Genomic DNA, 15,018 nt, shown 5'->3' with positions numbered 1-15,018 from the left:
TCTGTGAGTGCCCACACAGATTGCTTGATAGATTGTTAAAGAACGTTGCTTCATCAGCACTTTGCCGTTGAAGCGGATGCGCATCTTACGCATCAACGGAAAGTCTGTCAACGATTATTTTCGTTTTTTGCTTTCCGTTTCAACCGTGATAAACCCGGCTGAAACCCTGATAGAGCAACCGTTGAAGCGGTGTGCCGTGTCAGTGGTGGTGCATTATAGGGATACGGCAGTTTTACGCAAGGGCTTTTTATGAAAAACTTCGTTTTTTTATTTACTTGCACAATATTCAAACAAATTCAGAAACTCTTCTATATAAGACTCTCAAGGTTCTGTTGTATGCCTTAATTGGTCGACCAAATATGACAGTTGATTTTTCTTGGGTAGCATTCTTTATTCAAATTAAATGTGTTTTATTTAATAAAGAAAATTCCTGTATAGAAGAGCTAAATGGAGGTGACTTCACTAGCGCCCATCGGTTAACATAGCCGCCTTTTTCTTGAAGCTATATAAATATCCTAGGAGTAATTGTTCAATGGTTTTTTCCCTCGGTCAACGTTGGATTAGTGATTCCGAATCAGAGTTAGGTCTAGGTACAGTTGTTGGTGTTGAAGGCCGCATGATTACAGTGTTGTTTCCGGCAACGGGTGAGAGCCGACTTTATGCAAAAGAAGATGCCCCTATTACACGCGTTGTTTTTAATCTCGGTGATGAAATCACCCATGTTGATGGCTGGCATTTGAGCATCACGAATGTCATTGAGCAAGATGGCTTACTCGTCTATCAAGGAACACGCCATGACAATGACCAAGAAGATGAAATAAAGGAAGTCTTTTTAAGTCATTTCTTAAAATTTAATAAACCGCAGGACCGACTGTTTGCCGGACAGATTGATCGCTTTGATCGCTTTGTGATTCGTCATAATGCCCTATTACAACGATATTCAAACCAACGATCTCCTCTTCGAGGATTACTTGGGGGTAAAGTCAGCTTAATTGCGCATCAATTATACATTGCCAAGGAGGTCGGTCGACGCTTTGCTCCTCGGGTCATGCTTGCCGACGAAGTCGGATTAGGTAAGACCATTGAAGCGGGATTAATCATCCACCAGCAACTAACCGCAGGACTTGCCCAGCGTATTTTGATTGTGGTCCCCGAAACTCTCCAGCACCAATGGTTAGTCGAAATGCTGCGCCGTTTTAATTTATCATTTAGTCTATTCGATGAGCAGCGTTGTGTTGAAGCCTATGCGGATTCGGATAACCCATTTGACACCGCTCAGTTGGTATTAGTAAGCATGGATATGCTGAAGGCGAAAAAACGCCGCTTTGAGCAGATTTGCGAAGCACAATGGGATTTAATGGTTGTTGACGAAGCGCACCACCTTGAATGGCATGCGGAACAACCAAACCGACAGTTCCAGATTGTGGAAGCCCTCAGCGATGAAATTCCCGGTCTATTACTATTAACGGCAACCCCTGACCAACTCGGCCACTTTAGCCATTTTGCTCGTCTGCGACTCCTCGACAGTGCCCGTTTTCATGACTATGACGCTTTCTTAGAAGAAGAGAAGCATTATCACCAATTAGCCGAAATTGCTGAACCACTGATGAGTGACGCAGCGATTAGTGCACAGCATTTGGATAATCTAACATCTTTAAGTGGCATCTCTTTAACCGCTTCTCTTGAACAGATTAACCATTCACAAAACGATATTCGTCAATCAGCTCGCCATAAATTGTTTAATGAACTTTTAGATTGTCATGGAACCGGTCGAGTTATGTTCCGTAATACTCGTTCAGCGGTGGATGGTTTTAAACAGCGCCGGTTGCAAGCCCATCCGTTAAAACTCCCTAGTCAATACCAGACCGCTTTACGAGTACATAATATGATGAGTGCTCAACAAAGCCATGAAAGCCGAGCCGAGCAGTTACTGTATCCGGAATCACTCTACCAAGCTCTCGAGGGAGAAGGAATTCAGTGGACTCACTATGACCCTCGAGTACAGTGGCTCATTGATTTTCTACTCGCAAATAAACGCGAAAAAGTGTTAGTGATCTGTGCCAGTGCACAAACGGCCTTGGCTATCGAGGAAGCGGCCCGAACCGAAGAAGGGATTCGTGGTACGGTTTTCCATGAAGAAATGAGTATTCTCGAGCGTGACAAAGCAGGCGCTTATTTTGCCCAAGAAGAAGCCGGTGCCCAGGTCATGGTATGCTCAGAAATTGGTTCTGAAGGGCGCAACTTCCAATTTGCGCGTCATCTGGTGTTATTTGATTTACCAACTAATCCGGATTTACTTGAGCAACGGATTGGTCGACTGGATCGAATCGGGCAACAACATGATATCGCCATTCATGTCCCATTTATGCAAGACACAGCTCAGGATAAACTGTTGCAATGGTACCATCATGGACTTAATGCGTTCGAACAACCGTGTGCTACAGGCAGTGCCTTATATCAAAAATATGCGCCACATTTAATGGAAGTTCTAGCTACCGGGCAAAGTGATAAATTAGAGACCCTGATTGAACAAACTCATCAAGATCATCTGGCGCTGCTAGCTCAGATGGAAGCTGGCCGAGACCGCTTACTCGAAATGCATTCCAACGGTGGCGAGCAAGCCCATCAACTTGTTACTGAAATTAGCGAACACGAAAACCACCCAGAATTTATCAACCAAACGTTACGTCTCTTTGATGTTCTGGGAGTTCAGCAGGATGATTTAGGCGAACAGATTATGCTGTTTAAACCGACCGAACATATGCTCGTTGCTTCACTGCCAGGATTAGCAGCCGAAGGGCAATTAGTAACATTTGATCGGGACAGTTCTCTGCATCGGGATGAAGTTGCGCTGCTCAATGAAGAACACCCGCTTTTCGAAGCAGCATTGGATGCCATTTTATCTTCCGAAACAGGTTCAACATCAGTTGCTCTACTAAAAAATAATGCTCTTCCAGCAGGGAATTTCTTTTTAGAGTGTTTGTTTGTCGTTGAAACTTCCGCACCACCACAGTATCAGGTTAGCCAATACCTCCCAGCAACACCAATCCGTATACTACTGGATAAAAATGGTAATGATCTTTCGGCCAAAGTAGGCTTCGAAACGTTTAACAAACAGCTCAGTGCAGTTAACCGTCACATTGGTAGTAAATTAGTGAATGCCTCACAAACTCAGATCCATGAATTGCTACGGCAAGCCCAACAGCGGGTAAAACCGCAGGTCGAAACGTTAGTTAAGCACGCGGCAATGCGAGCCAAAACTCAATTAGGCGATGAATTAAGCCGCATGCAGGCACTGAAACAACGTAACCCAGCTATTCGCGATGATGAACTGGAGTTCTGGCAGACGCAACAACAGGAAGTGCTAAATTATCTGGATAAAGCTCAACTTAAACTCGATGCACTGCGCTTTATTGTGATTGCACCTTCAAAATCTTAACTACATTAAAAATAGAATGAATACATTAAGCACTGCAATCGCAATGGATGGTTTTGTTTATCAGCCACCCCAGTCACCTTATATGCCGGTGATCTATCATGATGATGATATTGTGGTCTTTAACAAACCCTCGGGGTTACTTTCAGTGCCCGGTCGACAACAAGCCCACCGCGAGAGTCTAGCTCTTCGAGCATTGCGCGTCTGGCCAGATGTCCGGGTCGTTCATCGTTTGGATATGGCGACCTCAGGATTAATCGTAATGGCTCTGAATAAGGCGGCCCAAAGTCATTTGAGCCGCCAGTTCCAGCAGCGGCAACCTAAGAAAACCTATTTAGCAGAGGTTTGGGGACATCCATGTGAAAGTCAAGGTGGCATTGAACTGCCTTTACGTTGCGATTGGCCTAACCGGCCAAGACAGATCGTTGATCATACACAGGGAAAATACGCGCTCACTCACTGGCAAATCATCGAGTGGCGCGAGCAAACCGCACTGGTAAAACTCATGCCGGTTACGGGCCGTTCCCATCAGCTACGTGTCCACATGCAAAGCCTCGGTCACCCGATTATCGGAGATAAGCTCTATGCCAGCACTCCAGCATTAGCTGCAGCCTCCAGACTGCACTTGCATGCGGCCCAACTTAGCTTTTATCATCCTCGCAGCAATCAATGGTTAAGCTTTGAATCACCAGCGCAATTCAGTTAAATTTTATATTTTCTGTGATAAGCCGATAATGACAGCATAATCTTAACCCTTTATAAGGATTAAACTTATGCTGCGCTGGATTTTGCTAGCGATTGTTGCCATATCATCGAGTATTCAGGCTCAAACCATCTCTGCGCTTTGGCAACAGGTTCCCGGTTTTAAGCCCCTTGATGTCGGGACTCATCAAGAAGTTTCGCTATGGCTCAATGAACGCACCGCAAAAAAAATGGGGAGCATTATTTTATTACCTGACTGGGGTAATCGTCCTACTGATGACGATGCTATCGAACCACTACGCCAACAGCTTCCCAATTGGGGATGGCAAACCATCGCAATTACTCCACCCCAGCCAGCCAAGCGTGACACGCTCATTGAAGGTAAAGATACACAAGCCATTGAGGACTATCAAAAGCAGTTACTGGCAAGCCTCGATGCACTAGATAAAGCTAGAAACGAGCGATTTGGATATCAGGTCGTCGTCGCGCAAGGGGCAATGGCAGCTTGGATCATCCGTATTTATGCACAGCGGCAACGGCCACTGCCAGATGCATTAGTCATTATTGACAGTTATTACCCAAATTTGGCGCTGAACAAAGCAATCGCCAAAGAACTTGCACAACTAACCTGCCCAGTTTACGACTTGTATTTCCGCGATGCTAACAACTGGGCATTAGCCGGTGTCAACGCTCGGCGTATAGCAATGCAAAAAGCTCAAAAAAGTAATTATCGCCAAAGTGAAATTCAAAGTGCAGCTTATCTTTCGGTATCCGGGAGTTTACTCGCGAAACGCTTATATGGCTGGCTAAGTTCGTTAGGTTGGAATTAAATTGTGAATCGTTCAATTCAGACATACCGTTGACAAACATAACACGTTACCATAAACGCCCAAGCTAAAAACAATAAAGGAGCATCGAATGGCTATAGTCGTTTGTCTAGAACGTGATAGTCTGGGCCAGCAATTTACCCTCCCAAGCCTCAACGGCGATCATGAGTGGCGGGATTATCCCAGCACAACGCCTGAGCAAGTTGCCCCCAGACTACGCGATGCCGATGTGGTTGTTGTCAATAAAGTCGTCCTTAATGAAAGTTTGTTAAGTCAGTTGCCCAAGCTTAAATGCATCGCGGTCAGTGCAACTGGTGTGAATAATGTTGATTTAAGCGCCGCAAGCCGTCTTGGAATTAAAGTTTGCAATATCCAGCGCTATTCAGGGGATGGTGTCGCCGAGCATACCTTTATGCTGATGCTGGCGCTGCGCCGCAGTTTGATCTCCTATCATCAAGCCCAACAAAACGGTCATTGGCAAGCATGTGGGCAATTCTTCTATGCCGATTTTCCAATCGATAATTTAAAAGGTCAGACTCTTGGACTCATTGGCAGCGGAGACTTAGGTCAGCATGTTGCTCACATTGCCCAAGCATTTGGTATGAAAGTACTATTTGCTGCTCGCAAAGGACAAGCAGCGAGTAATGGCAAGGTGGCCTTTGAACAATTGCTGGAACAAAGTGATATTATTTCGCTTCATTGTCCACTAACCCCCGAGACACAAAATCTAATTGGTGAACCTGAATTTGCGAAAATGAAGGAAACGGCCATCTTGATCAATACCGCTCGTGGGGGGATAGTCAATGAGCAGGCGTTATTGCAGGCTCTTGAGACAAAACAAATAGCTGGCGCTGGATTTGATGTCAGTGAACAAGAGCCTCCCAGTGATAACTCACCATTAATGCAAGCAGCTCAATACGATAATTGCATTGTGACCCCCCATATCGCTTGGGCGAGTCAACAAAGTCGCCAAATATTAATCGATCAACTGATTCATAATATCCAGAGCTTCTTAGATGGTCACCCTAAGCATCTGGTAAACTAACAATGCTTATAAAGCAGGCTAACGCATCCCGCGTTCCTGCTTTATTAACTCATAAGCATGCTGAATTTCCTGAGCCTTTTTCTTAGCCAGCTCCAACATCTGTGGTGGCAATCCCTTCGAAACCAATTTATCAGGGTGATGCTGGCTCATTTGGCGACGATAGGCCCGCTTTACTTCTTGATCCGTTGCCGAAGCTTCAATATTCAATAGCTTATATGCATCAGACAACGACTGTTTAGAACTCTCATAGTGATCCCTCGAAGACGACCCTGAATAACTATTTCCCTCAGCCCCTCGATGCGACCAATGTCCCCCGCTTTGACGACGTTGTTGAAAACGCATTTCAGCTTCCCAGCGCGCAATGACTCGTTCTAAATCAATTTGACTAAATCCTAGAGCTCGGCCTACACGCTCAATCATCTGTCGTTCAACCGGATCAATGATGCCATCAGCAAAAACACCTGACATTTGCAACTCCAAAAACATCTGCAACATGTCAGAACGCCCTCGCACTAATTTAACGAGCTTCTGCAATTCTTGTTCAAGTGGATAGTCGCTGCGTTTACCATCGCGGAAAGCTTCTTGTGCTTGTTGGCGAGCTTCACCTTGTAATCCCATCTGGTCCATTAACATACTAGCGATCTGGATCTCTTGAGAAGTGACCACTCCTTTCGCTTTGGCAATGTGCCCCATCACAGCAAAAGTAGTTACAAAAAACTGAGACTGCCCATCAGCGCTACTAAATGAACCTAAGTTAAAGTTCTGACCTAATGCTCGATCGAACATATGGCCAAGCCATAATCCAATGATTGCGCCCAACCATCCTGCGAACATCAATCCAAATATAAAACCGAAAATTTTTCCCAAAATACGCATTAACTAACCTTGCACTCGATAAAATTAAGAAGGCACTTCACTTTCAGACCGCGAAAATAAAATTTGGTTGCAGCAACCATAAGCTACCATTTAGATTGCAATAAAGACCGACAAGTCTCAATAACTATGAATAAATTCATGAATTATTCACCATTTAATTGGTCTTACGATAGCCGAATAGCATAATTTCCAGTAAGATGACCAATTAAAGTTCACAATGGTCCCTGCCCGACATAAATATTTTAAATGGGCAGCATTTGACCCAATGATGATGAGTATGATTCAAAGGATATGACCAGCCCTAAATCTCTTTTATTTTGTGCAACATCTATTGCATTGCTTTCTTTGAGCGCTAAAAGCTACGCGGATGTCAATTCGAATCAACCTTTACCGAATGGCAGGTGTTATGTACCACCAGCGCCGCGATTAAACACGCCTCAAACACAAAATAATAAACAAATTGCGATCCGCTCCAAAACTGCGAAGTTAGTCCGTGGGAAAAATGCAGAATTTAACGATGACGTTGCGGCCACGCAAGGCAAGCGTCGCATGGTATCCGATAAAGCATCGCTGAATCAGCAGACTCAAACATTAACTGCTCAGGGTAATGTCAAATATCAAGATAACCTGATAGATGTTGACAGTAATAAGATCCAGACTAACTTAAAATCGCACGCCACAACGATTGATCAAGCAAAATATCGCTTTAATGGCCAGAGTGGACGCGGGGCAGCGGATAACCTGAAACTAGAAACCAATAAAGCTTTGTTGATGGATAACGCCGTTTATACGGCATGCCCACCGGGCGATGAGAGCTGGTCCATTAGTGCATCAAGTCTTTATATTGACAAAAATAGGGATTGGGCAACCGCTCATAATGCAGTATTTCATGTCCTAGATGTGCCGGTTTTTTATCTTCCTTACTTCAGTTACCCTATTAGTAACAAACGGCAAACAGGTTTTCTCTACCCACAATTTACCAGCTCATCTAATAATGGTTTTGATCTAAAAACGCCATTTTATTGGAACATGGCTCCTAACTATGATTTAACTCTGACCCCTCGATTAATGACCAAACGTGGTCAACAATTGACCACCAGTTTTCGTTATTTAACACTAGGGCAGTTAGGCCAACTTGACTATGAATACCTACCCAATGACAAGATTACTCATAGAAACCGTTATCTGATTCACTGGCAGAACAACGGTGGGATTGGTGATCACTGGCGACTGCACAGTGATTATTCACGGGTAAGCGATCCAAACTATTTTTCTGATCTTGGTAGCACAACAATCGGTAGTACAGATGAATTGCTCCAACAAGGTAAGGTTGACTATCGAGATGAAACTTGGAATGCGGGGTTACTGGTTAATAATTATCAGATCTTAGGGAGTACCGAAGACCCCCATAAAGTCTTGCCTGAACTGCATTTTAATGGCCTTTGGGATACTGGATTAGGCAGTTTGAAATTTGGATTAAAGGGGCAGATGGTCAATTTTACTGATAGTGACCCAACTGTTTATACCGCCCAACGCTACCATATTGAACCTACTCTGAAACTACCATTAAGTGTTCCTGGCGGGTATCTCAACAGCCAGATATCCTTAATGCAAACTTATTACAATCAGGATACAAAAGGCGACAGCGCACTTAAAGCACATATCAGCCGGACGCTCCCTGAGTATCGAGTCAAAGCTGGCCTTAACTTCGACCGTTCAATGAACTGGTTTGGTGAAAAATATCAGCAGACCTTCGAACCACAGGTTCAGTACTTATATATTCCATATAAAAATCAATCAGATATTGGTATTTACGATACTGCAACTTTAGAGCAGGATTATTTTGGTATGTTCCGTGACCGCCGCTATAGTGGTTTAGACCGGATCTCGGATGCCAATCAGATCACAGCAGGGGCAACGACACGTTTTCTGAATGCCAATAACGAAGAAAAATTGCGATTATCGGCCGCACAGATCTTTTATTTGCAATCACCTAAAGTAACCATACCCGACAATGACGACCAATATACCTACAGCTCTGACCGGTCAGCACTAGCCATTGAAGGTGACCTAAATGTATATCATGATTGGTTTTTCCACTCAGGTATGCAGGTTAATGACACCACTTGGAAAATTAATAAAAGTAATACCGCACTGGAGTGGAAACCCGGTGTCAACAAGATGATCCAACTTAATTATCGTTATGGACGCGATGATAACGGAACCTTACGCAATGAAATTAATCAAATAGGTACGAAGATGGTCTGGCCGCTACGCCCGAACATTCATTTAGTAGGAAGCTACTATCGTGATTTGTACTTGAATCGTAGTATTGAATCAATTCTGGGAGTCCAGTACGATTCATGCTGCTGGGCATTTCAGATTTCATTCCAACGCGCGCTGACTACGCATTATGAATATAACGGCGCAACGGATCCACGAGGTGAAATTGATAACGCGATTAAATTCCAGTTCATCCTCAAAGGAATCGGGAGTGGAACCAGCAATGACTCAGATGCTTATCGTAAAATGATGGATTCAGGTCGATTGCCTTATGGTCATCCTTTTTACTTAAACAATTAATCAAATACAAATAACTAACAGGCAGTCTCATCAGACTGCCTCAGCAATTTTAGGGTTCACATGAAAGTAGTATATCGATTATCACTGCTCCTATTAGCTTTACTCAGCCCAATCTTATGGGCCAAGCCAGTGCTAGTGGATCAGGCCATTGCCATCGTCAACAACGAAATCATCACACAAACAGATTATGATCAGCTCAAAGCTACGGTTGAACGTAATGCCCGAGAAGATAATCGTCAACTTCCACCAGCAAAAGCGCTGCGCCGCCAATTGATGGATAAATTAATCGATGACCAGTTGATCTTGCAACAAGCTAAACGCATGGGGATTGAAATTAGTGATGCCCAGTTAGATCAAACGATTGAAAATATTATTCAGCAGTCAGGTAAAAGTCGCCAACAGTTTATCAAAGACTTAAAAAGTCAGCAGAATCTATCTTATAAAGAATTTCAGCGTCAAATTCGCCAACAGCTATTAATTAGTCAAACCTCACAAAGTGCGGTTCGTCGTCAGATCAGTATTGATAAACAAGCGGTTAAATCCATGGTTAAACTCCTGGATCAGCAAGGCGAAAAACGGATCCGCTACCATATTGAGCATATCATGGTGAAATTTTCCGACTCAGCGAGCCCACAAGCCGCGCAAAAACAAGCGCAGCATATTATGGCACAGTTAAAAGCGGGGGCAAATTTCACCAAGCTTGCTTTAAGTGAATCTCAAGGGCCGAAAGCGCTCAAAGGAGGTGACTGGGGCTGGATGGGGATTAATGAGATGCCGACAATCTTTGCTCAGGTGATTCATCAACAACCTGCAGGCACCCTCATTGGGCCATTTAAATCGGATGCTGGCTACCACATTCTGAAAATAGCCGGGGTGAAAGGTATCGATAAAGTCGAAGCCACCGAAGTCAAAGTTAGGCACATTTTGATCAAACCATCCATCATTATGAGCGATGCCAAAGCAAGAGAGCTACTCAGCCAGATCCGTAAAGACATTTTATCGGGTAAAGGAACCTTCGCCCAATATGCCCGGAAGTATTCTCAAGACACAGGCTCAGCCGTAAAAGGAGGGGAACTGGGGTGGACAGATCCGAGCTCGTTTGTACCCGCTTTTCGTAAAATGGTCGAAACCTTGCCAATCGGTAAAATTAGCCAACCATTTCATAGTCAGTTTGGTTGGCACATCGTTGAAGTTGAAGCACGGCGTAAAACAGATAAAACAGCCGAGTCGAAACAGCAACAAGCATTTCAGATCCTCTATCGCCGTCAATACCAAGAACAGATGCAGAACTGGCTCGACGATTTACATCGGCACGCCTATATTAAAAAACTTAACGTTAGCATCCATTAACCTCAATTCGGAGCCGATTCTCTTCGGCTCCGATTATATTTTGAACAGATTGGACATCATCCAGATATTCACATCAAGCAAAGCAAGGTAAAATTATTCACTACAGCCACATTCTGTTACTATAGTGAATTAGTCTCAATTTGCGATTCAGACTATCTGGACGTATTTTCTTCGCGCGCTAAGATAGCGCAACGTAGCCGTATAAATTACACCCAAATGGTTAATAACCTTAATGAATAACAAGCTCCATCAAGGCCACCAAGCTCGTAAACGGTTTGGTCAAAACTTCTTAAGCGATGACTACATCATTAGTCAAATCGTCTCAGCAATCTATCCCCAACCCAGCGAAACACTTGTTGAGATTGGGCCTGGATTAGCCGCGCTGACTAAACCTGTCGCTGAACAGGCAGGCCACCTGAATGTCATTGAATTGGATCGCGACTTGGCTGACCGACTTCGTCATCGCTCCGATTTAAGTGATAAATTAACGGTTTACGAAGCAGATGCAATGAAGTTCGATTTTACCCAGTTGCAGCAAGGTGATCAGAAAATACGTGTGTTTGGGAATTTGCCTTATAACATATCGACTCCGCTGATTTTTCATCTACTCTCATTCAGCTCACTAATTAATGACATGCATTTCATGCTGCAAAAAGAAGTCGTACAACGTATGGCCGCCGGACCGGGAAGCAAAGCCTATGGAAGACTAAGTGTCATGACCCAATACCACTGTAAGGTGATTCCTGTTATGGAAGTACCACCGGAATCATTTAAGCCAGCTCCAAAAGTTGATTCGGCGGTTGTCAGATTAGAACCTTATGAGCAAGTGCCCTATCCTGTTAGCAATATCAAAGCATTAGATCGGGTTTGCCGAGAAGCCTTCAATAAACGACGTAAAACATTGCGCAACGCATTAGGACAGTTATTTAGTAGTGAACAATTAGAAGAGCTTGGTTTTGATCTCAGCCTACGGCCCGAACAGTTAAGTGTAGCCGATTTCGTTAAGCTGGCTAGCCACCTCGATTTACAATAAAAGCTTGTCACGGAGAAACCGAATGTGTTCAGCCTCTGCAACCATCCAGATTGGTGTTGAAACCGAATATTTAGAAGAACACTCTTCTGAGCAAGATGAACAATTTACGTTCGTCTATACCATCACAATTACCAATCAGGATGATATTCCTCTTAAACTACTTCGCCGCCACTGGCATATCACTGATGGCAATGGCAAAACTAATGAAGTAGAAGGTGAAGGAGTCGTGGGCAAACAACCTACCCTGAAACCGAAAAAGCCGTTTACCTATACCAGCAGTGTCGTGATTCAAACCCCAGTTGGAGTAATGGAAGGAAACTACACTCTGCAAACTGAAAAAGGTGAGCTTCTAAGCGCTCCTATCCCTGCCTTCCGCTTGGCCAAGCCCAATAGCTTACACTAAGCAATTGATCTTACAGGTAATGATAATTATAGAGTATACAGGTAGTTAATAATGCATTATATGATTGGGGATCTCCATGGTTGCTACGACGAGTTACGCCAGTTATTGGAGATTGCAGACGTTAATCTTGATGATAATCAATTCTGGTTTACGGGTGATTTAATCGGACGAGGCAACCAGCCTTTGGAAACCCTGCGATTTGTTCGCTCCTTAGGAAAAAATGCTCAAGTCGTACTTGGTAATCACGACCTGCATTTTTTAGCCGTCGCCGATGGTGTTGCAAAGGTAAAAGCTAAGGATAAAATCGATACACTGCTTGAGGCACCCGATCGAGATGAACTCATTGACTGGCTTTGGAACCAACCATTGCTCGCTCAATTAGATCCACAAACCGTCATGGTTCATGCCGGAATAACACCGCAATGGTCACTTGAAAAAGCCTTAGATTGCGCCGCCGAAGTCCATAACCTGTTTGTTCAACCACAGCTACGCCATGAGCTGTTGATGAATATGTATGGCGATGAGCCGAATTTATGGGATGAAAATCTAACAGGTGCAGAGCGTTATCGCTTTATCATTAACAGTTTTACTCGCATGCGTTTTTGTTACCATGACTTCACCCTAGATTTCAGCTATAAAGAAGGGCTAGCAAATGCCCCGAAAGAACTGATCCCATGGTATAAACTCCGTCAGGATGAGACAGTCATTATCTTTGGTCATTGGGCCGCTTTAATGGGTCAAGTCGATAACCCGCAGATAAAAGCCATGGATACTGGTTGCATCTGGGGAAACCAGCTATCCATGCTTGAGTGGGAAACAGGCCGTCTCTATCAGAGCCAATGTGATGCTTACCGACGTTCGAACTGAACAAAACGGTAATTATATGGATTATGCTCATCGGCTTGATGAGCACTCTCAACACTAACTTGCCATTGGTCTGGCTCATAATCAGGAAAGAATGTATCGGCATCACCCACATTCAAATCGATAAACGTTAGATACAAGCGTTGAGCGAATGGCAGAAACAGCCGATACAGCTCACCACCGCCTATAATTACTAGTTCTTCCGTTTCATTCAGCTGTTCTAACTCGATTGCTTGTTGCAATGCAGTAATTGCAATCACCCCATCAGATTGCCAATGGCTATCTCGGGTTAGAACATAGTTATGCCGTCCAGGTAGTGCACGCCCAATCGACTCATAAGTTTTGCGTCCCATAACGATAGGCTTACCTAAAGTGGTCTGCTTAAAGTGCTTTAAATCTGCAGGCAAATACCAGGGCATCTGATTGCCTCGTCCAATAACTCGATTATTTGCCATGGCAGCAATCATAGATATCAACATAACTATCCTTTATACAGCAGCTAACTTAGAACGGCTCATTATATACGCAAAGCATCGTATCGATACAACCGGACATAAGGCATGCATCCACTTATCCAATAAAAAGTCAGCTTATCGCTGACTTTTTATGCATGATTTAGCCGAAATTTTAAATCGAAAATTTAATCACGGACATAAATGACTTCAACCCCATCATCGTCATCATCATCGTCATCCCAATCATCCTTTTCATAAGCTGGCGCCTGTTCAGCAATTTTCGACTGGTGGTATTCATCCCACTGAAAATCAACTTGCTCAGTGAGTGGTTCATCCTCAATATCAGGCAACGTTTCAATATAGTCCATGAGATCTTTACAAAGCTCATCTGTGCCTTGTTGTGTAATAGCTGATATTTCATAAACAGGACCTTTCCAGTCAAGTGCCTGACAGACCTGCTCTTTTACTTGGATAAGTGTTTCCCTATCAAGTAATTCAACTTTATTTAAAATCAACCAACGAGGTTTATCACAAAGTTTTTGACTATATTGACACAATTCATCAATAATCGTTTGAGCATGCACCGCAGGTTCACCGCCATCGACGGGACAGACATCGACCATGTGTAATAAAACACGGCACCGTTCCAAATGTTTTAAGAAGCGAATACCAAGCCCAGCCCCTTCAGCAGCACCTTCGATCAACCCTGGTATATCTGCAATGACAAAACTCCGTTGGCTTGACTGACGAACCACACCAAGATTAGGTACTAACGTGGTAAACGGATAATCTGCAACTTTAGGTTTCGCCGCTGAAACACTACGAATAAACGTTGATTTCCCCGCATTTGGCAAACCTAATAGCCCTACATCAGCAAGGAGCATTAGCTCTAGCTGCAACATGCGAACTTCACCCGGAGTTCCATTGGTTTTTTTTCGAGGGGCTCGATTCACACTGCTTTTAAAGCGTGTATTACCTAATCCGTGAAAACCACCCTGAGCGACTTTAAGCCGTTGACCATGACGTGTTAAATCGCCAATCACTTCAGCTGTATCAGCATCTGTGGCACGCGTTCCAACTGGCACTTTAAGATCAATACTGCCGCCTCTCCGTCCAGTACAGTTACTCCCTTGCCCATTTTCGCCACGCTGAGCCCGGTGAAATCTCTCAAACCGATAATCAATAAGCGTATTTAAATTTTCATCCGCGACCAGATAGACACTTCCGCCATCGCCGCCATCACCGCCATCGGGCCCACCTTTAGGAACGTATTTTTCCCGGCGGAAACTAATACACCCATTACCACCATCTCCGGCTTCGACTCGGATTGTCGCTTCATCTACGAATTTCATGTTCGCTCCGTCGGTTATTACCGAACAACTTTAACTATCGTGCTTATGGTTTTTAGTATACAAATAAAAAGCCCCGCTTGATAAGCGGGGCT

At 44.0% G+C, this 15,018-nt stretch carries 11 protein-coding genes and 1 pseudogene; 9 read left to right on the top strand and 3 right to left on the bottom strand.

Annotated features, from left to right (window positions below):
• Positions 1-532 precede the first annotated feature (532 nt).
• The 4 genes from rapA (at position 533) to EV690_RS01755 (ending at position 6,010) form a co-directional block, all read left to right on the top strand.
• Positions 533-3,439, top strand: coding sequence for an RNA polymerase-associated protein RapA (gene rapA / locus EV690_RS01770; protein ID WP_131911232.1), 2,907 nt, complete (start codon positions 533-535; stop codon positions 3,437-3,439).
• Between the two features lie 43 nt (positions 3,440-3,482).
• Complete coding sequence (locus EV690_RS01765; RefSeq protein ID WP_131911237.1) at positions 3,483-4,142, top strand: RluA family pseudouridine synthase; 660 nt, start codon at positions 3,483-3,485, stop codon at positions 4,140-4,142.
• Positions 4,143-4,209: 67 nt separating this feature from the next.
• Entirely contained in the window at positions 4,210-4,968 is a 759-nt protein-coding gene (locus EV690_RS01760) for a DUF3530 family protein (protein ID WP_131911231.1), read from the top strand.
• An 88-nt stretch (positions 4,969-5,056) separates the two neighbouring features.
• Positions 5,057-6,010 carry a D-2-hydroxyacid dehydrogenase gene (locus tag EV690_RS01755; protein ID WP_131911230.1) on the top strand — a complete coding sequence of 318 codons (954 nt, stop codon included), beginning with the start codon at positions 5,057-5,059 and terminating at the stop codon, positions 6,008-6,010.
• Positions 6,011-6,028: 18 nt separating this feature from the next.
• On the opposite strand, the gene djlA is transcribed toward EV690_RS01755, so the two are convergent.
• Positions 6,029-6,886: a co-chaperone DjlA gene (djlA, locus tag EV690_RS01750; RefSeq protein ID WP_131911229.1), complete on the bottom strand. Its 858-nt coding sequence runs from the start codon at positions 6,884-6,886 to the stop codon at positions 6,029-6,031.
• Between the two features lie 291 nt (positions 6,887-7,177).
• On the opposite strand from djlA, the gene lptD reads away from it, so the two are divergent.
• The 5 genes and pseudogenes from lptD to EV690_RS01725 all read left to right on the top strand — a co-directional run bounded on the left by lptD (position 7,178) and on the right by EV690_RS01725 (position 13,122).
• The gene (gene lptD, locus EV690_RS01745) at positions 7,178-9,469 is read left to right on the top strand and encodes an LPS assembly protein LptD (RefSeq protein WP_131911228.1); all 2,292 of its coding nucleotides are present in this window, start codon (positions 7,178-7,180) and stop codon (positions 9,467-9,469) included.
• A 51-nt stretch (positions 9,470-9,520) separates the two neighbouring features.
• Positions 9,521-10,819: pseudogene (gene surA / locus EV690_RS01740) on the top strand (peptidylprolyl isomerase SurA); the annotation flags it as partial.
• Between the two features lie 232 nt (positions 10,820-11,051).
• Positions 11,052-11,852, top strand: coding sequence for a 16S rRNA (adenine(1518)-N(6)/adenine(1519)-N(6))-dimethyltransferase RsmA (gene rsmA / locus EV690_RS01735; protein WP_131911226.1), 801 nt, complete (start codon positions 11,052-11,054; stop codon positions 11,850-11,852).
• A 22-nt stretch (positions 11,853-11,874) separates the two neighbouring features.
• On the top strand, positions 11,875-12,255 hold the full coding sequence (apaG, locus tag EV690_RS01730) for a Co2+/Mg2+ efflux protein ApaG (RefSeq protein ID WP_131911225.1): 381 nt from the start codon (positions 11,875-11,877) through the stop codon (positions 12,253-12,255).
• A gap of 48 nt (positions 12,256-12,303) precedes the next feature.
• Positions 12,304-13,122, top strand: coding sequence for a symmetrical bis(5'-nucleosyl)-tetraphosphatase (locus tag EV690_RS01725; protein ID WP_131911224.1), 819 nt, complete (start codon positions 12,304-12,306; stop codon positions 13,120-13,122).
• Here the strand turns inward: EV690_RS01725 and folA are convergent.
• On the bottom strand, positions 13,104-13,598 hold the full coding sequence (gene folA / locus EV690_RS01720; protein WP_207907498.1) for a type 3 dihydrofolate reductase: 495 nt from the start codon (positions 13,596-13,598) through the stop codon (positions 13,104-13,106). The two genes, EV690_RS01725 and folA, sit on opposite strands and share 19 nt — an antisense overlap.
• 161 nt (positions 13,599-13,759) lie before the next feature.
• Positions 13,760-14,926 carry an Obg family GTPase CgtA gene (gene cgtA / locus EV690_RS01715; protein ID WP_131911223.1) on the bottom strand — a complete coding sequence of 389 codons (1,167 nt, stop codon included), beginning with the start codon at positions 14,924-14,926 and terminating at the stop codon, positions 13,760-13,762.
• Between the last annotated feature and the right edge of the window lie 92 nt (positions 14,927-15,018).

It is taken from the genome of Celerinatantimonas diazotrophica, assembly GCF_004339545.1.
In the GTDB taxonomy this organism is placed as follows: domain Bacteria; phylum Pseudomonadota; class Gammaproteobacteria; order Enterobacterales; family Celerinatantimonadaceae; genus Celerinatantimonas; species Celerinatantimonas diazotrophica.
This window is presented reverse-complemented; position numbering and strand designations above follow the sequence as displayed.